18 protein-coding genes are annotated in these 19,791 nt (G+C 46.9%); 12 read left to right on the forward strand and 6 right to left on the reverse strand.

Annotated features, from left to right (window positions below):
* Positions 1-19 precede the first annotated feature (19 nt).
* The 9 genes from ruvA (at position 20) to D0B88_RS09350 (ending at position 8,186) form a co-directional block, all read left to right on the forward strand.
* Entirely contained in the window at positions 20-634 is a 615-nt protein-coding gene (gene ruvA, locus D0B88_RS09310; protein ID WP_151056715.1) for a Holliday junction branch migration protein RuvA, read from the forward strand.
* A 21-nt stretch (positions 635-655) separates the two neighbouring features.
* A complete protein-coding gene (ruvB, locus tag D0B88_RS09315) occupies positions 656-1,681 on the forward strand; it encodes a Holliday junction branch migration DNA helicase RuvB (protein WP_151056717.1) in 1,026 nt (341 codons plus the stop codon).
* A 93-nt stretch (positions 1,682-1,774) separates the two neighbouring features.
* A complete protein-coding gene (tolQ, locus tag D0B88_RS09320; RefSeq protein WP_040392784.1) occupies positions 1,775-2,461 on the forward strand; it encodes a protein TolQ in 687 nt (228 codons plus the stop codon).
* A 36-nt stretch (positions 2,462-2,497) separates the two neighbouring features.
* Entirely contained in the window at positions 2,498-2,926 is a 429-nt protein-coding gene (gene tolR, locus D0B88_RS09325) for a protein TolR (protein ID WP_151056719.1), read from the forward strand.
* A 7-nt stretch (positions 2,927-2,933) separates the two neighbouring features.
* The gene (gene tolA / locus D0B88_RS09330) at positions 2,934-3,776 is read left to right on the forward strand and encodes a cell envelope integrity protein TolA (RefSeq protein WP_007644126.1); all 843 of its coding nucleotides are present in this window, start codon (positions 2,934-2,936) and stop codon (positions 3,774-3,776) included.
* Positions 3,773-5,053, forward strand: a complete 1,281-nt coding sequence (tolB, locus tag D0B88_RS09335) for a Tol-Pal system beta propeller repeat protein TolB (RefSeq protein ID WP_151056721.1) — start codon at positions 3,773-3,775, stop codon at positions 5,051-5,053. Before tolA ends, tolB begins: the two co-directional genes overlap by 4 nt.
* A 45-nt stretch (positions 5,054-5,098) precedes the next feature.
* On the forward strand, positions 5,099-5,563 hold the full coding sequence (pal, locus tag D0B88_RS09340) for a peptidoglycan-associated lipoprotein Pal (protein ID WP_007644123.1): 465 nt from the start codon (positions 5,099-5,101) through the stop codon (positions 5,561-5,563).
* A gap of 14 nt (positions 5,564-5,577) precedes the next feature.
* Positions 5,578-6,300, forward strand: a complete 723-nt coding sequence (locus tag D0B88_RS09345; RefSeq protein ID WP_225318623.1) for a YbgF trimerization domain-containing protein — start codon at positions 5,578-5,580, stop codon at positions 6,298-6,300.
* A 614-nt stretch (positions 6,301-6,914) separates the two neighbouring features.
* Positions 6,915-8,186, forward strand: a complete 1,272-nt coding sequence (locus D0B88_RS09350; RefSeq protein WP_225318624.1) for a hypothetical protein — start codon at positions 6,915-6,917, stop codon at positions 8,184-8,186.
* Positions 8,187-8,206: 20 nt separating this feature from the next.
* Here the strand turns inward: D0B88_RS09350 and D0B88_RS09355 are convergent, their stop codons facing one another.
* The 3 genes from D0B88_RS09355 to D0B88_RS09365 form a co-directional block, all read right to left on the reverse strand.
* Positions 8,207-9,388 carry a lipid A deacylase LpxR family protein gene (locus D0B88_RS09355; protein WP_151056725.1) on the reverse strand — a complete coding sequence of 394 codons (1,182 nt, stop codon included), beginning with the start codon at positions 9,386-9,388 and terminating at the stop codon, positions 8,207-8,209.
* Positions 9,389-9,612: 224 nt separating this feature from the next.
* Positions 9,613-10,197 carry a TetR/AcrR family transcriptional regulator gene (locus tag D0B88_RS09360; RefSeq protein WP_007644118.1) on the reverse strand — a complete coding sequence of 195 codons (585 nt, stop codon included), beginning with the start codon at positions 10,195-10,197 and terminating at the stop codon, positions 9,613-9,615.
* Positions 10,198-10,362: 165 nt separating this feature from the next.
* A complete protein-coding gene (locus tag D0B88_RS09365; protein WP_151056727.1) occupies positions 10,363-11,382 on the reverse strand; it encodes a nucleoid-associated protein in 1,020 nt (339 codons plus the stop codon).
* A 102-nt stretch (positions 11,383-11,484) separates the two neighbouring features.
* Here D0B88_RS09365 and D0B88_RS09370 point away from each other — a divergent pair, with 102 nt between their 5' ends.
* The 3 genes from D0B88_RS09370 (at position 11,485) to D0B88_RS09380 (ending at position 15,630) form a co-directional block, all read left to right on the forward strand.
* Positions 11,485-11,835: a RidA family protein gene (locus tag D0B88_RS09370; RefSeq protein ID WP_151056729.1), complete on the forward strand. Its 351-nt coding sequence runs from the start codon at positions 11,485-11,487 to the stop codon at positions 11,833-11,835.
* A gap of 96 nt (positions 11,836-11,931) precedes the next feature.
* On the forward strand, positions 11,932-13,110 hold the full coding sequence (locus D0B88_RS09375; protein ID WP_151056731.1) for a PilT/PilU family type 4a pilus ATPase: 1,179 nt from the start codon (positions 11,932-11,934) through the stop codon (positions 13,108-13,110).
* Positions 13,111-13,155: 45 nt separating this feature from the next.
* The gene (locus tag D0B88_RS09380; protein WP_151056733.1) at positions 13,156-15,630 is read left to right on the forward strand and encodes a bifunctional acetate--CoA ligase family protein/GNAT family N-acetyltransferase; all 2,475 of its coding nucleotides are present in this window, start codon (positions 13,156-13,158) and stop codon (positions 15,628-15,630) included.
* 34 nt (positions 15,631-15,664) lie between these two features.
* On the opposite strand, the gene D0B88_RS09385 is transcribed toward D0B88_RS09380, so the two are convergent.
* From D0B88_RS09385 to purH, 3 genes are all read right to left on the reverse strand, one after another.
* A complete protein-coding gene (locus D0B88_RS09385) occupies positions 15,665-16,615 on the reverse strand; it encodes a histone deacetylase family protein (RefSeq protein ID WP_225318625.1) in 951 nt (316 codons plus the stop codon).
* 165 nt (positions 16,616-16,780) lie between these two features.
* Positions 16,781-18,070, reverse strand: coding sequence for a phosphoribosylamine--glycine ligase (purD, locus tag D0B88_RS09390; protein WP_151056735.1), 1,290 nt, complete (start codon positions 18,068-18,070; stop codon positions 16,781-16,783).
* A gap of 117 nt (positions 18,071-18,187) precedes the next feature.
* On the reverse strand, positions 18,188-19,768 hold the full coding sequence (gene purH / locus D0B88_RS09395) for a bifunctional phosphoribosylaminoimidazolecarboxamide formyltransferase/IMP cyclohydrolase (RefSeq protein ID WP_191966552.1): 1,581 nt from the start codon (positions 19,766-19,768) through the stop codon (positions 18,188-18,190).
* Positions 19,769-19,791 lie beyond the last annotated feature (23 nt).

Below are 19,791 nucleotides of genomic sequence, written 5' to 3' on the forward strand. Positions count from 1 at the left end.
TCATTAGAAGAGAAGCATTATGATTGGACGCTTGCGTGGAACATTAGTGGAAAAACAGCCTCCTTATTTGCTCTTGGATGTGCAGGGAGTGGGGTATGAGTTGCAAGCACCTATGACGACTTTTTATCGCCTGCCTGCGATTGGTCAGGATGTAGTGTTGCATACCCACTTATCCATCACTGAAAATTTGCACCAGTTATTTGGGTTTGCTGAGCAGCGTGATCGCTCGCTATTTCGCACGCTCATAAAAGTGAATGGTGTTGGCCCTAAATTGGCCATTTCTATTTTGTCGGGTATGGAGGCGGATGATATTGCCCGCTGTGTGCGTGACGATAATATTACCGCGTTGACGAAAGTCCCTGGAATTGGCAAAAAGACGGCCGAGCGTTTGGTCATTGAGTTGCGCGATCGCCTGAAAAATTGGGATATGCCGCAAAATGATTTGCTTGCGCATAGTGAGATCCAAAGTATTGCGACGGATAACGATATCTTTGCCGAAGCTGAAAGCGCCTTGATTGCTCTAGGTTACAAACCCGCTGATGCCGCGAAAATGGTTTCCCTGGCGGCCAAACAGAAGCCTGATGCAACCAGCGAAGAGTTAATTCGTATGTCGCTGCGCGCTATCGCTGGATAATTTTTAGCAGGTTAAATAACGATGATTGAAACCGATCGCCTGATAGCCCCTGTTGCCAAAGAGCGCGAGGATCACTTGGATCGCACAGTGCGCCCCAAGTCCTTGACGGATTATGTGGGGCAGCCCGCTGTGCGGGAGCAGATGGAAATTTTTATCGGCGCCGCAAAAAAACGCGGCGAGGCATTGGATCACACACTGGTATTTGGTCCGCCTGGACTAGGTAAAACCACGCTTGCCAATATTATCGCCAACGAGATGAATGTCTCGCTCAAAAGCACCTCCGGCCCAGTGCTGGAAAAGGCGGGCGATTTGGCGGCACTGCTTACCAACCTTGAGCCAGGCGATGTGCTGTTTATCGATGAGATTCACCGTTTGAGTCCGGTGGTGGAAGAGATACTCTACCCGGCGATGGAGGATTTCCAGCTGGATATCATGATTGGCGAGGGGCCTGCCGCACGTTCGATTAAACTGGATTTGCCGCAATTTACGCTGGTGGGAGCCACTACACGGGCAGGTTTATTGACCTCACCCTTACGCGATCGTTTTGGTATTGTTCAGCGTTTGGAGTTTTATAATGTCGCCGATTTGACGCATATCGTGGCGCGTTCATCTGCACTTTTGGGTGTACAAATGGATATTGAAGGTGCAGCCGAAGTGGCTAAACGCTCGCGTGGAACTCCACGAATTGCGAACCGATTGTTGCGCCGCGTGCGCGATTTTGCCGAAATGAAGGGCGATGGGACTGTCACTGCAAAAATGGCTGACAGTGCACTCAATATGCTCAACGTGGATGAGCGTGGTTTCGACCATATGGATCGTCGCTTATTGGCCGCAATGATGCACAATTTTGATGGTGGTCCTGTTGGTGTAGAAAGTCTTGCTGCCGCAATTAGCGAGGATCGCGGAACTATCGAGGATGTAATAGAGCCTTACCTTATTCAGCAGGGGTTTATGGCGCGCACACCGCGCGGTCGTATTTTGACCAACAATGCTTACCTTTATTTTGGTGTGCCGGTACCTAAACGATTGCAAGACAGTGCGGAATAAAGCTCTTATCCAGTCATGAGTATTTCAGCGTACTTTAGGCTATGATGGCCCCTGTTTTTTTCCCAGTTGAACCAGTAAGAGTTAAACATATTTATGTCGGAAGCTAATCAAAGTCTGTCGATCCTGCACCTCATGCTTGAGGCCAGTTTTTTAGTGCAAATGGTGATGGTGATTCTATTTTTGGCATCAGTCATTTCCTGGGTCATGATTTTTCAGCGCGAGGTATACCAACGCAAAGCATCTGCCGCGTTTGTGTATTTTGAAAAGCAATTTTGGTCTGGTATCGATTTGAATCAACTCTATCGCCAAGGTAATAGCCGCAATGAAGCGGTAGAGAGTATTGAAAGTATTTTTCGCGCCGGGTTTAAAGAGTTTACTCGTTTGCGTCAGCAGGCTGGCGCCGACTCGGATGCAATTATGGAGGGCTCGATGCGTGCCATGCGCGTTGCACTTGCCCGCGAACATGAAAAACTGGAGGAGAATCTGCCATTCCTTGCCAGCGTGGCTTCAGTTAGCCCCTATATTGGTTTGTTTGGTACTGTGTGGGGCATTATGGTGTCCTTCCTAAATATCGCTAATGCTGGTCAGCCTAGTCTTGCAACCGTTGCCCCTGGTATTGCCGAAGCATTGATCGCCACCGCGATGGGGTTGTTTGCCGCAATTCCGGCGGTCTTGGCTTACAACAAATTCTCGGCACGCGCTGAAAATTTGATGAGTAATTATCAAACCTTTGCTGAAGAATTTTCAGCCATTCTGCATCGCCAGGTTCACAGTAAATAATACTGCGTCACGTTGATTGGTTAACAGGTTAAAAACATGTCTGGATTTGGTCCACCGGTAAAAAAGAAACTTAAGGCGGAAATCAATGTGGTTCCGCTTATTGACGTCATGTTGGTATTGCTGATTGTTTTTATGATTGCCGCACCCATGATGACTCAGGGGATAAAAGTTGAATTGCCACAGGCTGCATCAGAACCAGTTGAGTCAAAAGATGACGAGCCAATTACGGTATCCGTAAAGGCTGATGGTAGTTATTACATCGATTTGGGTGGTGATCCAGAACAGGCCCGCCCACTTGCCGAAATCAAGTCTATTGTCAGCAAGGTTCTGGCGGAAAAACCCAACACTCTGGTTTTTGTTCAAGGTGATAAAAAAGTTGAGTATGGTGTCGTTGTTACCTTGATGGGTGAGTTGAAGTTGGCAGGAGCACCTTCGGTGGGTTTGATTACGGAGCCTCCGCGTTAGGTTTTTTATGAGACTGGAAAAATCATTTTCACTTCCCGTATTTCTAAGTGTCTCGCTGCACACATTGTTGTTGGTTTTATTTTTAGGTGATTGGAACTTTTTTAAAAAAGAACCGGAACCCTATAAGCCCCATTATGTCACAGCTACTTTGGTTGATCTGAAGCCAAAGGCAAAAGCGGCACCGCAACAAACCAAAGAGCAAGTATTGGACTCAAAGGCTTATGAAGATTTAAAAAACAACAAAAAACAGGATGAGCAGCGCCGTAAAGAAGCTGAGGCTCTCGTGCAGCAGAAAAAAGAGCAGGAGGCGAAAGCTGCAGAAGCAGAAAAGGTAAAACAGCAAAAAGTTAAAGAGGAACAGGCAAAAATCGCAAAAGCGAAAGCAGAAAAGGAAGCGGCAGAAAAAAAACGCAAGGCAGATGAATTAGCTAAACAAAAAGCAGAGGCAGCTAAAAAGACCAAGCGCGAACAAGAAGCTCAGGAGGAGCAGCGACGAGTTCAGGCAGCTTTGCAGAAGGAAGCAAAGCACATTAGTGATACTAATGATGATGCCAATACTAAAAGCTATGAAGAAATGCTGATTGAGCGTGTACAGCAAAATTGGAGTCGCCCACCCTCTGCAAGAAACGGTCTTGAGGTGGTGTTGGAAGTAAATATGCTTCCTAACGGTATCGTGACTGGTTTGCGTGTTGTCAGGAGTAGTGGTGATCCCGCTTTTGACCGCTCGGCGGAACAGGCTGTGAAAAGGGTTGATCGTTTCACAGAGGCTATGCAGATTCCCCCTGACATTTTTGAAAAGTATTTTCGTGTATTCAGATTTACATTCAGCCCAGAGGACTTAAGGTCGTGAAACGTTATTTATTGCTGTGTCTTATTTTTGTGACTGGCTTAGCCCAAGCACAATTAAATTTGCGTGTTACTAAGGGAGTGGATAATCCCACAAAAATTGCTGTGGTCCCTTTTGCATGGGCGGGTGGAAAATTACCTGAAGATATCGCCAAAATTGTTGGTAATGATCTGGAGTTTTCAGGACAGTTTGAGGCTACCTCACCCGAGCGTATGTTATCGTTCCCTCGCGCTGAAACAGAAGTTCACTATCGCGATTGGAAGGCATTAGGGGCAGAATACTTGTTAATTGGCTCTGTCACTCAACAGGCAGGCCGTTATTACGCAAGTTATGAGTTATTCGATGTGGTGCAGCAAAAACGCGTATTTGCCAAGCTGACGGTAGATGGTTCTTCTGCCCAATTGCGTGATATGGCGCATCATATCAGCGACAAGGTTTATGAAACTATCACTGGAATCCGCGGTATTTTTTCCACTAAATTAATTTATGTAGAGGCATTCAAGCAACCGCAAAAGTATCGACTGATGATTTCCGATATTGATGGGTTTCGTTCTAGGTTGTTACTTGAGTCGCGCTTTCCCTTGTTATCCCCTGTATGGTCACCTAATGGTCAGCGCGTCGCCTATGTATCCTTTGAGGCAGACAATAAACCCGCAATTTATATTCAAGACATAGCAACTGGCCGGCGTCAACAAATGACCAATTTCCGAGGTTTAAATGGTGCTCCTGCGTGGTCGCCTGATGGCCAAAAGTTGGCAATGGCTTTATCAAAAGATGGTAATCCCGAAATCTACGTAATGAATGTGCTAACCCGACAATTGACGCGGGTAACTAATCATTTTGCAATCGATCATGAACCTAGTTGGTCGGCGGATGGCGCGTCACTCTTTTTTACTTCGGACAGAGGTGGTAAGCCACAAATTTATCAGGTTCATTTGGCTAGTATGCAGCAGGAGCGAGTTACCTTTGATGGTGACTATAATGCACGTGCACGGGTTTCTCCTGACGGCAAAAGCCTTGTTATGTTAAACAAGCGCCCAGGTACTACACATCATATTGCTGCACAGGATATAAAATCTGGAAATTTACGTATTTTGTCCGAGACAAACCTTGATGAATCACCTACTATAGCGCCCAATGGCGCTATGCTGATGTATGCGACTCGTTCTGGTGGTAAAGGAGTATTGGCGGCCGTGTCCTTGGATGCGCGTGTCAAAATCCTCCAGCCCCCAAAACAGGGTGATGTGCGGGAACCCGCATGGTCGCCATTCTTTAACTAAATCCCCGTTCAAACTAGATCAAAACTTCATTGGAGTTACACACACATGATCACCAAGGCAATCAAGCAAGGTCTTACTTTGGCTGTTGTTATGTCTTTCCTGGTTGGCTGTTCAAGCAGCGACAACGCAACTACCGAAGCTCCAACTACTGGTACTGCAGTAACTGACACCAGCGCTACAGAAGCTACTTTGTCAAATGTTGTTTACTTTGACTTCGATCAATACGCTTTGACCGCTGAAAGCCGTGCTGTTTTGTTGGCTCATGCTGACAAACTGAAAGGTGCTTCAGTTGCTGTGCGTTTGGAAGGTCACGCTGATGAGCGCGGTTCGCGTGAATACAACATGGCTCTGGGCGAAAAACGTGCTAACGCTGTTCGCGATTTCCTCGTGACTCAAGGCGTTAACGGTTCTTCTCTGGAAGTTGTAAGCTTCGGAGAAGAACAACCAGCTGCTACCGGTAGTGATGAAGCCTCTTGGGCTCAAAACCGTCGCGTAGAAGTTAAGTACTAAGAGTCTAAACCCGTATGCTTAAAAATCTGATTGCTGTTGCCTTAATAGCTTCGGCTCCAGTCCTACAGGCACAAGTACGGGTTGTTGAGTCTTCACCTCAGGGCTTTGGCTCTGGGGTGGCTCAACCCAATATGCCTGCCTCCGCTGAATCTGACGTTTACTCTCAAATTCGCTCTCTGCAAGAAGAAATAGCTACCTTGCGTGGCCTTGTTGAAGAGCAAGCCTATGAGCTTAAGCAGCTCAAGCAATTACAGCTGGATAATTATATTGATTTGGATCGTCGGATATCCGGTGGTTCGCAATCAGCTGCACCAGCCCCTTCGGATGAGCCTCTTGTTTCGCCCTCTGCCTCTGTTGTTGATGACAATGCCAGTGAAGCTGATGTTTATAAAGCAGCTTATGATTTATTGAATCAAAAAGATTTTACTGGTGCAGAAAGTGCGTTCAAGGATCACTTAACCCGTTTTCCTAGCGGTGATTTTGCAAGTAATAGTCATTATTGGCTTGGTAAAATCGCAATGCTAAAAAAAGATTATCCTCAAGCAAAATCCTGGTTCACGGATTTGATCGCAAATTTTCCTTCCGCTGCAAAAGTACCTGATGCCCAATTGGATTTAGGAAAGGTATATTTCCTGATGGGTGATAAGGTTAAAGCTAAGTCGTTATTAAGTCAGCTTGCCGCTGGGAACACCGATGCTGCCAGATTGGCCTCAAAATTTATTAGTGATAACTTTTAAAATATTAATAGCTATAAAATATCAGCGTTCTCCTAATTTATAGCTTTGTCTGTCAATCAATTGTTTAATTTATCCCTCTAAAAGAAAGGGGATTTCCTTTCGGAAATCCCCATTGTGTATCCAGTATTGAACTGCAGCAAACGTTCCCTCTCGTTTGCCTCAGCCTCCTGCTGAAAGCTCAATTCCACTGTCCATTGCTACTTCTGTGACTCCTTCCTGTAGTGGATGAGTTGGTGGGACTTCAGCTTTATCCATAGCCTACCCCGTGCTCAGTCAGTTACTCCTTGTAGTGACATTAATCCTTTATCATCCGTGTGAGCTGATTCCATCAACTGGTATTTGTTTGCATCCTGCAAACGATTTCCTTTTTGACTTACGACTCCCTTCTCTCTTCCCTGTGAAATCATTATGCCCTTAGGTTGAGGTTCGAAATAGTCACAAATCTCGCAAATGTTTGTAGGAAAATGACTACAGAGCAAGTCGGCATAAACTGACAGTCGTGTAATCAATTAGGTCTCTGTTAAGGTTGTTTTTGTTAGGCTGAGTAATCTGATTCGGGTAAAGTGCATGAATGTTTTTTTGCACTGTGTTTTAGGCTTATGGGGGTTCAATACATGACTTCACCATTTTTAATACCGTTAAGGTATTTTTCGTTGGTTGTCCTTTGGAGTTTGCTTGCTACGGTTAATTCTGTTGCCAATGCTGCAAGTGATGGCGATTCCGCGCTTGAATATAAACTTCGCTATCAAGTGACTTTGGAACCTGAGAGAGAGGGGGCTTCAGTTTTAATTAGCGTCGATAAGGGTGAGCTACTCAAGAAAATACAATTTTCAAATAACCATGCGATCTATTCCGATATTCGCGGTACCGGGAAATTAACATTAAAAGATAAACGTGTTACCTGGGAGTTACCTTCGGGCAATGCACGATTAACTTATTTTGTGAAACTGACACATGAGCGTAGTCCCGGTAAATTCGATGCTCGAGTAACTAAAGAGTGGGCATTGTTTCGCGGTGATGATTTGATTCCAGCTATTCATACATTTGAGGCGCTAGGTGCGCATGCTGCTGCGACACTTGAGTTCATTCTTCCCGATTCATGGAAAAGTGTTGAAACTGGATGGCCGCGGAAAAAGGGTAATATTTTTAAAATTGATAATCCGGAGCGACGATTTGATCGCCCTGTTGGTTGGATAATTGCGGGCGATATAGGCTCCCGTCGCGCTAGTATTTCCAAAACAGCGATCGCTGTGAGTGGCCCCAAAGGTGAAAATTTTAGGCGTATGGATGCGTTAGTATTTTTTAATTTTGTATGGCCTGAGGTTGCAAAAGCCTTCGGGGAAACGCCAGAAAAACTCTTGGTTGTAGGCGCCGCAGATCCAATGTGGCGAGGCGGACTGTCTGCGTCCAATTCGTTGTTCTTACATTCGGATAGGCCGCTTGTTAGTGAAAATGGCACAAGTCCTTTATTGCATGAGCTAACGCATATGGTCACGCGAATTACTGGAATGGAAACTGATACGGCTAATGATGACTGGATTGCAGAAGGTCTGGCAGAGTTCTATTCATTTGAATTACTTTACCGTGCCGATGGTATGACTAAAGCGCGTCGCACAAGAATTATAAAAGGTCTGGAGAAATGGGGTGCTGAAGTAAAACATTTGCGTAAAAGTAAATCGACTGGGCCGGTAACTGCAAGAGCAGTGGTGCTGTTCGATGAGCTCGATAAGGAGATAAAAAAACGCAGTAATAAAAAATATGACTTGGATGATGTCACTCGCCAATTAATGGAAAAACGCAAAGTTTCTTTTGATGATTTACGCGCGGCAACTGAAAAGCTTGTCGGTTCTGATATCAATGCACTGAACTCGCCATTATTGAAGTGATTGATTTGTTGTGCGCAGTCTTAAATACTGCGCGCAACAATAATTCCGCCCCACACCAAGCTGCGATCACCTGCACCGTATTTAATTTCCGAGCTGTGTCCACGTATTACATAGCTGATTCGATAACCATTTTGAAATGCAAAAGTGTAACCGGCCCAAGCCTCCACTAGTAAAGGGCGCAATTGACTGTGTTCGTACGTGACCGCACTGTTGCGAAATTGTCCTTGTAAAAATGCGTTATAAGCGCGAGCCTTGATGGTGAATCCGGTCCAGAAATAACGTTCATTAACTGCTTTTGCACTGCTTGAATAAGACGACTTCTCCCCATAACTTGCCAATTCAGGGTTAAATGATGACCAAGGGCTGTGAATGCGACCCGCACGCAAACTGAGCCCCCAGCTTGCTTCTGTCAGGTAACCTATAGATCCTTGAATAGTGCTTTTGATCTCAACCTTATCCGACAGCTGGTCAAAATATTGTTGGCGCGCCAGCACATAACGACCGGTTAATTCACCACCGTCACTGATTTGATTGTCCCAACCCTGTGCCTGTTTGCCGGCTACTGCTTTGTGTACATGGTTTTGCAATTCTCCGACCACGTCGAGTCCAAGAACGCCAAGGGTCAGTGTGCTTTTCCACGCGACATTCTCCACCAAGTCAATTTGTTCCCGTGTATTTGATAGATACACCAAACTTGCGTAGGGGCGATCCTCGGGGTTTGCAATGAAGACAGCTATGTCTTCTGGAGTGAAACCAAAAGCACCTATCTCACGACTGGTAATCTCTTGCTGGCTGATTGACGCATGTTTATTGCCGAGCCAGTTATCGATATTGGTTAATAAGTTGTTCAATCCCAACTTGCTCTCTGCAACTAATTGACCCGTTTGGGTAAAGTTCAGGCCATAGGTATAGTCCTGATCTCTGTGACCGGGTACTAAAAAATCATTGTCAAATGCAAAAGCCCAGCTTCGATGGCTGTTGATGTCAGGGTTGTCTAGCTGAAGCAGCGGGCGCTTTTCATCCTCAACTACGGATGCGAGCTTCAACCATTCGGGCTGTTGTGAGCGCAAGTAGTCATCAGTTTTAGCATCGGCGAAACTGCTAATACTGATTAAAAGACTGAGTGCAATTAGCTGAATTACAACAGCTTGAACCAACACCAATGATTTATGGTGTGCTTGTGTACCGGGGCGAGTATTCATTGGTAACTCCTTCTTTTTGTTACCTGTATTTAAATTAGTATCAATTAAGTGACCAGTCGTCTTCTTTTTGCGCCAAAAAATAGGCGAAAAAAATCGCCTAAATTGAAGCTTTGCCTCATTAGTTAAAAAGCTGACTGGTCATCTTATTCTTATGAAGACAAAAGCACTCTTACAACGCTTTTGTTATAGCTTTGATGAGCAGGCGAGTTTTACGCCTGTTTGAGCTATTTTTTGGTAAATATTTCGGGTAGTACAGTTAAAAAGGCGTTTAACGGTTCGCGACATTTTGATGCTTTCATGCGCATTACCGTACCCTCCCAGGCATTAAATAAAAATTCTGCCAAAATAGCGGAGGGTAATTGGCTTTCAAGGCCATCTTTGAGCCGCGCTTCTTCCAGTACATCTTCGATAGCTTGTGTGCTGTTGCGCAGCATCTGCCGTACTTTCAAGCGAATGGCTTCGCTTGATTCCGACATCTCCTGACACATGTTGCCAATAAAGCAGCCACCATTGAGGTTTTCCTCACAGCCGCCAATATTTGCTACAAAAAAGCGGATAAGTCGTTCCTGCGGCGGAATACTGCGGTCGTTGAGTAGGTGGCGATTTTGAATCATGCGCTCTTCGGTCACTTTCTCTAGCGCTTCAATCGCAAAATCTTCTTTGCTTTTGAAGTAGGTATAGAAGGAGCCTTTGGGTACATCGGCGGCGTTGACTATGTCCTGAATGCTAGTGCCATTGTAGCCACGGGTAGCCATAACCTTCAGGCCAGCGTCAAGGAGATGATCTTTTTTCAGTTCGCGTTTGCTCATGGTGTAAATATATGACCAGTCGTCTGCTTTTTCAAGCGATGGGTTAGTTTATTTGGTTATAGGATGTGAGCTTTTGGTGCTATGGCTTGGGTGATCATTATTATTAGTTCTTTCATTGATTGAAGTCTGTTGTGTGATGCGAGTCACGCAACAGATTAGAGCGGATTACTGCGCTTCTTTCAAATGCTTAATTAACCGAGCTTTAAGAGCTGGCGGTAAATTGCGAATGGTGAGGGTATCCTGCTCTGGATCATATTCTATCTCGCGCCCCAAACAATCTGATGCAAAACTCATGCTGAGTGAATCATTGCGGCCACTGATACGGACATAGCTGCGGATCTGACCCGCGTGTGGAATAAATTCGGGTTTGATGTCGGGTTTGGTGCTCTCCACATAGCGTACAAACCGCTCCGGTTCGTAGCTTTTTACTTCTTCTGCAAGGGTGGTGGATAGATCGGCAATAGTCACCGCCTTGCCGGCTTTATTTTGTTCCAAACAGTAATCAACTACCTTGGTGCGGGTGATGCGGGCGGTGTTTTCATCCAGTGTATTGCTGAAGTCATCGACCACTTTTAAGAATTCAGCGGTTTCATGTTTGATATCCTGCTTATCGGTGAAAGCGATAAAGTGGGTGAAGGCTTCGGCGATATCTTTATCGCTACGCGCGCGCATCAGTGTCAAATAGGTGGTGGAGTCACCACTAGTCCAGTCATTCAGTTGGATTTTAGCGGCGAGGGTAAAGCCGCTGGTATCCAGAAAGAGTGACTCATCAAGCGCCAGTTCTCCATCCAGATACAAACCGCTTTGGTGTTCAACCAGATACACACTCAAGGTATCGCCCACTTCCAGTTTCTCTTCGACAAAAACGATATAGGCATCCAACAGCGATTCGGCTTTTTCCAGCGCCTGTTGGAATTGTTGCATGGCTTTGTGGCTGAAACTGAGAAAACCCAAACGCTCTTCGCGGCAGTCGCGCAACCAAGCGGGCAGGGGAAACTCACCCAGCTCATCGGAGAAGCGGCCGTAGCTCTTGCCGCCCTTGCGGATAAATTGGGTTTTTAATTCATAGGCCAGCTCTTCGAGTTTGCCATTGAGTTCAAATACCTCGCTACGCAGCTGTAACTCAAATGCGCCACCGGGGCTGTGGCGATAAATACGGTGAGCAACAATCGAGGTTAAGGCCATAAGAGTAATCGCTTCATCAATAGATTCATGGGAGGGGTTTGGCAAAGGCGGCTATTATAGGCGCCACAATCTTTTTACACACACAAGAAATTGGGAACTGATATGACAATCCAACGTTTAAACCCTGCCGCGCGCTGGTCAGATGCCACTATTTTTAATGGCATCGCACACTTTGTAGAGGTGCCCAATAATACCGGCTGCACAATGGTTGAACAGATAGCGCAAATTTTGGTGCAGGCAGAGTTGACACTGGCGGCGATTGGCAGCGATAAAACCCGTCTGCTGTCGGCCACTATTTATCTGACTGATAAAGAAAATATCGCCGCGCTCAATGCGGCTTGGGAGGCATGGCTGCCTGAGGGCTGCGCACCTTCGCGTGCCTGCATTAAGGTGGAACTGCTCGATCCGGCGATGTTGGTGGAAATCGCTTTTGTTGCTGCACTTTTGCCATAGAGCGCTGAGTAAAATCAATCGGGCTGATTAGCGATTAGTGCCTATACTTTTGCTATTGCCTGAACGGCAGGAATTTCATTGTGACAGGACTTTTATATGGCAACGCCTATCGATCAATACCTGAATATTCTCGCTAAAAAAGATGGCTCGGATTTATATCTCAGCACCGGTGCACCACCCTGTGCAAAATTTCAGGGGGTATTAAAACCGCTCACCTCCGAGCCGTTTAAACCCGGTGAAATTGAGCGCATCGCCAATGCCATTATGGATGAGGAACAGCGCAATATTTTTGCGCAAGAGCTGGAAATGAATCTGGCGATTTCGATTCACGGTGTCGGTCGCTTCCGCATTAATATTTTTAAACAACGCAATGAAGTGGCGATTGTAGCGCGCAATATTAAAACTGATATTCCCCAATTTGATGACCTCGGCCTGCCCGAGGTATTAAAAGATGTGATTATGACCAAACGTGGTTTGGTGCTATTTGTCGGTGGCACCGGCTCGGGTAAATCGACATCGCTGGCAGCACTGATTGACCATCGTAATTCGTCCAGCGGCGGTCATATTATTACCATTGAGGATCCGGTTGAGTTTGTCCATAAACACAAACGCAGTGTGATCAATCAGCGCGAAGTCGGCGTGGATACTCGCAGCTACAAAGCGGCACTTAAAAATACTCTGCGTCAAGCACCCGATGTGATTTTGATTGGTGAAATTCGTGATCGTGAAACCATGGAACACGCGCTGGAATTTGCTGAAACCGGACATTTGGCTATTTCCACCTTGCACGCCAATAACGCCAACCAGGCACTGGAGCGCATTGTGAATTTATTTCCCGAGGAACGCCGCCCGCAATTATTAATGGGCCTGTCGCAAAACTTGCGCGCTTTTGTCTCCCAGCGTTTAGTGCCCACTGTGGATGGTAAACGCTGCGCGGCAGTTGAAGTATTGCTCGGCACCAAAACAATTCAGGAATTAATTTTTAAAAATCGGTTTACCGAAATTAAAGAGATTATGGAGAAATCTGAAAATCTCGGTATGCAAACATTTGATGGGGCGATTTTTAAATTGTATATGGCCGGAAAAATCAGTTTTGATGATGCTATAGCCAATGCCGACTCACCCAACAATTTGCGTTTGCGCATAAAGCTGGCAACCGATGGTGCTGCTCCCGCAGCTGCAGAGGCGTCGGTAGTCAAGGCAGCCAGTGCGGTGCCCAGCGGTTTTGGTGAATTGAGTTTACAAAAAATAGATGATGAAGATGGCGCGGAATAAAAAAGAAAAAACAATAAGAAAAAACAACAACAATAAGGAAACACAATGAGCCTGAAAACCATCGAACAACTACTGAAACCTCATTCGATTGCGGTGATTGGTGCCTCCAATCAGCCCAATCGTCCGGGTAATGCAGTGATGCGCAATTTGTTACAGGGCCAGTTCGATGGTCCGATTATGCCAGTCTCGCCGCATTACAAATCGGTCAATGGTGTATTGGCTTATCGCTCAATAGATGAATTACCCCTAGTGCCGGATCTCGCAATTATTTGTACGCGTGCGACACGGGTGCCCGCGATCATTTTGCAGTTGGGGCGCAAAGGCACACGTAATGCCATCGTCATTGCTGCGGGGCTGGATAATTTATTTACCGCGCAAGGCACGAATTTGCAGCAACAAATGTTGGCAATTGCCAAGGAGTGGGGCGTGCGTATTCTCGGGCCGGATTCGCTCGGTATTCTGGTGCCGGAGTTGGGTTTAAATGCGAGTTATGCTCACATTAATGCCGCGCCGGGAAAAATTGCGGTGGTGTCACAATCCTCTGCGGTATGTGTGACCCTATTGGATTGGGCACGCCGTCGCCGAATTGGTTTTTCGCAATTTATTTCGCTGGGCGAAGGTGTCGATATAGATTTTGATGAGCTGCTGGATTATCTCGGGCGCGACGCAAAAACGGCGGCAATTTTATTGTATATCGATGCTATTTATGACGGTCGCGCCTTTTTGTCCGCGGCGCGCGCCGCATCCTTTAACAAACCGATTCTGGTTATCAAGGCGGGCAGCTATGCCGAAACCAGTGCATTAACCTCGCGGTTGCCCGCTGAAAAAATTGGCAACGATGCGGTATATGACGCGGCGTTTCGGCGTGCGGGTATGTTGCGGGTGGGCGATCTACGCGAATTATTAGCGGCAGTAGAAACCCTGGCGAATGGCAAGCCGATTTACAGCGAACAGTTGGTAATTATTGCCAATGGCAATGGCCCCAGTGCCATGGCAACTGATGCGCTGTTGCAGCGCGGTGGCCGTTTAGCGGTGTTGGATGAAAAATTGGTTGGACAAATTCAAGCGCTGATTCACTCCGGTGGCAGGGCAAACAATCCGATTAATCTCCTGGGGGACGCCTCGCCGGAAACCTATCAAAAAGTATTGCAAGTTATTTTACAGAGCAACAGTGTTGATAATTTATTAATTATGCAGGCACCTTCGGCGCTTACACCCGGTGAGGTGTATGCCGATGCAATTATTTCTACTTACAAAAATTACACCGGACGTAAACCCAATATTTTTTCCAATTGGATGGGCGAGGATGCCGCACAAAATGCACGGTTGCGTTTTGCCGATGCCGGTATAGCGTCTTTTCGCACACCTGAAGGAGCAGTGGGTGCATTTATGCACATGGTGCAGTATCGCCGCAACCAAAAATTATTATCCGAAACACCGGATTCTATTAGCGACAAAGTGCCCTATCAACCACAACTGGCGCAACAGATTATTGCACAGGTATTGGCGCAGGGACGCACTCACCTCGATAGCAGCGAAACGCAGCAACTCTTAAGTGATTACGGCATTAATACAACTAATCATGTTGCTGCAGCAGAAACAGCAATTAAACAAACGCATAATGCCCTTCCATTGCGTGTTGAAGTGCAGCTTGATCCAGTATTTGGCCCGGTGATTCTATTGGGTGAAGCGGCCAGCCACTGGAGTATTCGCCGCAATGCCGTTGTCGCTTTGCCACCGTTGAATATGGCGCTTGCACGTTATATGGTTATTCAGGCTTTGGCGGAGGGGAAAATTCGTGAGCGTGAATTGTATGTTCCCTTGGATATGCCATCACTTTGTTTGTTGCTGACACAGATAAGTCAAATTGTCATTGATCACCCCGCGCTGCGCAGTTTGTTGATTAATCCGGTATTAGTTGCCGGAGAAAATATTGTGGTAAGTGAAGCGAGCATTCATATCAGCGCTGAAAAAAATCCCTACCCCCTGGCTATTCGCCCTTATCCAAAAGAGTTGGAAGAAATATTTTTTCTGCGCAATGAGTACAGTGTATTGCTGCGCCCGATTCGCCCGGAAGATGAATTAAATTTACAGGCGTTTGATAATTCGCAAAGCAAGGAGGATAGATACAAACGTTATTTTGCCGAGCTGCCACAATTCTCCCATGAACAACTGGCGCGGCTTACCCAAATTGATTACGAGCGAGAGATGGCGTTTGTGGCAGTTACGCAAAACGCGAGTGGCAATGAAGAAATTTTAGGTGTGGTGCGTGCACAGCGCGACCCGGATAATACCTTTGCTGAATTTGCCATGGCGATTCGCAGCGATTTAAAAGGCATAGGTTTGGGTTCGCGCATGCTGCAAAAAATGATTGATTACGCACGCGGGCAGGGCACGCAACAATTAATTGGCTGCACTATGCTGGAAAACTCTGGCATGGCTAACCTGGCGCGCAAGCTGGGATTTATTGTGAAGTACAATCGCGATGAAGGTTTGATTGATATGGTATTGGTTTTATAAGATCGCGATGATGTGATTGTTTTAAATTTATCGATTAGCCCTGAATTTTTGCCAGTGCTTTAATATGGGCAACGGCGCAACGCCCAAGTCCTAATAAATCATATCCACCTTCCAATACTGACACTATGCCGTGACATTGGTCTGGCGGTGCAACACTTTTGCTTTCCTCCATCAGCTTGCGTAATTCCTGGGTGATCCACCCGTAATCTTGCTCCACCAAACTAATTGACGACATGTCGTCATCAATATAGGCATCAAACCCGGCGGAGATAAAAATCATTTGCGGTTTAAATTGCTTCAATGCCGGTAACCACTGCGCAGTGATGGCATCGCGAAAGCCTTGGCTGCGGCAGGTTGCGGGCAGTGGAGTATTAATAATATGGGCAGGTGCATCGTCGATATTAGTGTGTGGGTAAAACGGATATTGAAAGCTGGAGCAAAATAAAACGCGCGCATCATTAAAAAAAATATCTTGCGTACCGTTGCCGTGGTGTACATCAAAATCAATAATGGCCACCCGGGTTAATCCATAGTGTTCCAGCGCGTGTGCAGCGGCCACTGCAATATTGTTAATAATGCAAAAACCCATAGCGCGAGCGCGTTCAGCGTGATGACCGGGCGGGCGCACATTGCAAAATACCGCGTCGGTTGTACCTGCCATAATCATATCCACACCCATTACCGCCGCGCCGGCAGCATGGCGTGCTGCCGTTAAGCTGGCGGGCGATAAATATACATCATCGGCAAAAAAATGAATGCCTTGCTCGGGTATAGCGGCGGTGATTTTTTGTAAGTGTTCTGGGGTATGTACACGCAATAGTTGTTCGTCGCTCGCAGGTAGCGCATCACGGTAATAGAGTAGGCCATCTATTCCATTTGCCATTAACTGATTGTTAATGGCATCCAATCGCGCAGGGCATTCCGGATGCGTTTCAGGCATTTGATGCGCATGGCAGAGTGGGTGACTGATAATAGTTGCGATCATATTGCTGCCGTTGTTGATATCAGTGTTCGGGTGACGGTTATTTTTTTAGTCTAATCCAAGGTGAATTTTTAGCGAAGGGTTTATTGTTGCAGCAATCAATATTTAACGGATAAAAAAATGGAACCCGAAGGTTCCTTTTTTTTGTGCTGCTATTGGGTGGCAAACTTATTTCGTTTGCTCGCGCGCAATCGCGCGGTAGGCGATATCATTGCGATAAAACATACCTTTCCAGCTGATACGTTTTGCTAACTGGTAAGCGCGCTGCTGCGCTTCTAATACCGTGTTGCCCAATGCGGTGGCACAGAGCACACGGCCACCGTTAGTAACGGTGTTGCCATCTTTGGTGCTGGTGCCAGCGTGAAAGACTTTTTCGCCAGCCACTTCGGTGGTGGGCAAACCAGAAATTACATCGCCTTTGTCGTAAGCCTCAGGGTAACCGCCCGCCGCCAGTACAATGCCAACTGATGCACGTGCATCCCACTCGGCCGTGGTTTTATCCAAATCACCTTTTAACGCGGCTAAACACAACTCAACCAAATCCGATTGTAAACGCAACATAATGGGTTGGGTTTCCGGGTCGCCAAAACGGCAGTTGTATTCGATCACTTTGGAGTTGCCCGCTGCATCGATCATTAAACCCGCGTACAAAAAGCCGACGTAAGTATTACCTTCTGCCGCCATGCCGTTGACTGTTGGGTAAATAATTTCTTGCATCACACGATCGTGTACCGCTTGGGTGACTACGGGAGCGGGAGAGTAGGCGCCCATACCGCCAGTATTGGGGCCGCTGTCGCCATCGCCAACACGTTTGTGATCCTGGCTGGTGGCCATGGGTAATACGTTTTTACCATCCACCATCACAATAAAACTGGCTTCTTCACCGGCGAGAAACTCTTCAATCACTACGCGGCAACCGGCATCACCAAATGCATTGCCAGAGAGCATATCGCGCACCGCGTCTTCGGCTTGTTGCAGGGTTTCGGCAACGATTACACCTTTGCCTGCCGCGAGGCCGTCGGCCTTGATTACAATCGGTGCACCTTTCTCACGCAGGTAGGCGAGCGCAGGTTCCACTTCGATAAAGTTTTGGTAATCGGCAGTCGGAATTTTGTGACGCGCAAGAAAATCTTTAGTAAAGGCTTTAGAACCTTCCAGTTGCGCGGCGCCTTTGCTGGGGCCAAAACACAATAATTGGCGTGTTTGAAAATAATCCACCACACCGGCAACCAGTGGCACTTCGGGGCCAACAATGGTTAAGCCGACATTATTATTTTCAGCAAAATTGGCGAGGGCTTCAAAATTCAAAACGTCTATAGCAACATTTTCTAATTTGGGTTCCAGCGCTGTGCCCGCATTACCCGGTGCAACAAATACTTTTTCGACTTGCGCGCTTTGTGCGGCTTTCCATGCGAGAGCATGTTCGCGGCCGCCGCTGCCAATAATTAATACATTCATAGAATTAATATCTTTTTGAGTCGTTTACGTAGGTTGGGCAGCAATGCCCAACACCAATTAATTTTGTGACCACTATGTTGAGCATTGCTGCCCAATCTACGAAATTATCGAATTCAATTAATGACGGAAGTGACGCATCCCGGTAAATACCATCGCCATGCCGTGTTCGTTGGCAGCGGCGATCACTTCTTCATCGCGCATTGAACCGCCAGGTTGAATGACTGCGGCAATACCTACTTTTGCAGCGTTATCAATACCGTCGCGGAAGGGGAAGAAGGCATCGGAAGCCATCACTGAACCCGCCACTTGCAAACCGGCGTGTTCCGCTTTAATCGCGGCGATACGCGCAGAGTTCACGCGGCTCATTTGACCTGCGCCTACACCAATGGTCTGTGAATTTTTGGCATAGACAATTGCGTTGGATTTAACAAATTTGGCAACTTTCCAAGCGAATAATAAATCGCGCAGTTCGTCTTCGGTGGGAACACGTTGGGTCACGATTTTTAAATCGGCGGCGGTGATCATACCGTTGTCGCGATCCTGCACTAACAAGCCGCCGTTGACGCGTTTGTAATCCAATCCGCCGATACGCTCGGTGCCCCATTCGCCACAGGCAAGCAGACGCACGTTTTGTTTGGCTTTTACTACTTCAACCGCCTCTGCAGAAACGCTCGGGGCGATAATCACTTCAACAAATTGACGCTCAACAATCGCCTGTGCCGTCGCTGCATCCAATTCGCGGTTAAAGGCGATAATCCCGCCGAAAGCCGATTCGGTATCGGTCGCGTAAGCCAGGTCGTAGGCATCTTTAATGTTGGTGGCAACCGCCACACCGCAGGGGTTGGCGTGTTTTACAATGACACACGCTGGCTCAGTGAAACACTTAACGGTTTCCAGTGCGGCATCGGTATCCGCCACGTTGTTGTAGGACAGCTCTTTACCTTGCAATTGTTTGGCAGTGGCAATGCTTGCTTCCTGGGGATTTTTTTCCACATAAAACGCGGCTTTTTGATGTGGGTTTTCACCGTAACGCATTTCTTGCGCTTTGATAAATTGGCTGTTGAAGGTGCGTGGGAAATCGGCGCTGCCGCCTTCTACCAAACGGCCAAAATAATTGGCGATGGCGCCGTCGTAGGCAGCGGTGTGCTCGTAGGCTTTAATCGCCAAATTGAAACGGGTTTTTAATGAGGTACTGCCGTTGTTGGCTTGCATTTCCGCGAGAATAGTCGCGTAGTCAGCAGCGTTAACAACGATATTTACATGGGCGTGATTTTTTGCTGCCGCGCGAACCATGGTTGGGCCGCCGATATCAATATTTTCTACTGCGTCTTCAAGCGAGCAATCTTTATTGGCAACGGTTTTTTCGAAGGGGTAGAGATTCACTACTACCATGTCGATAGCGTTGATGCCGTGTTCGCGCATGATGGCTTCATCGGTGCCGCGACGACCCAAAATGCCGCCGTGTACTTTGGGGTGCAGGGTTTTAACACGGCCGTCCATCATCTCTGGGAAGCCGGTGTAGTCAGACACTTCAATGGCAGGGATCTTGTTGTCGGTCAGCAATTTAAAAGTGCCACCGGTTGATAAAATTTCCACGCCTTGGGCGTGAAGGGCTTGGGCAAATTCAACAATGCCGGTTTTATCAGACACGCTAATAAGCGCGCGTTTTACTGCAACAAGATCAGAAGTAGTAGACATACGCATTTCCTGTGAAGATGAAG

This window comes from Cellvibrio sp. KY-YJ-3, assembly GCF_008806955.1.
GTDB lineage: Bacteria > Pseudomonadota > Gammaproteobacteria > Pseudomonadales > Cellvibrionaceae > Cellvibrio.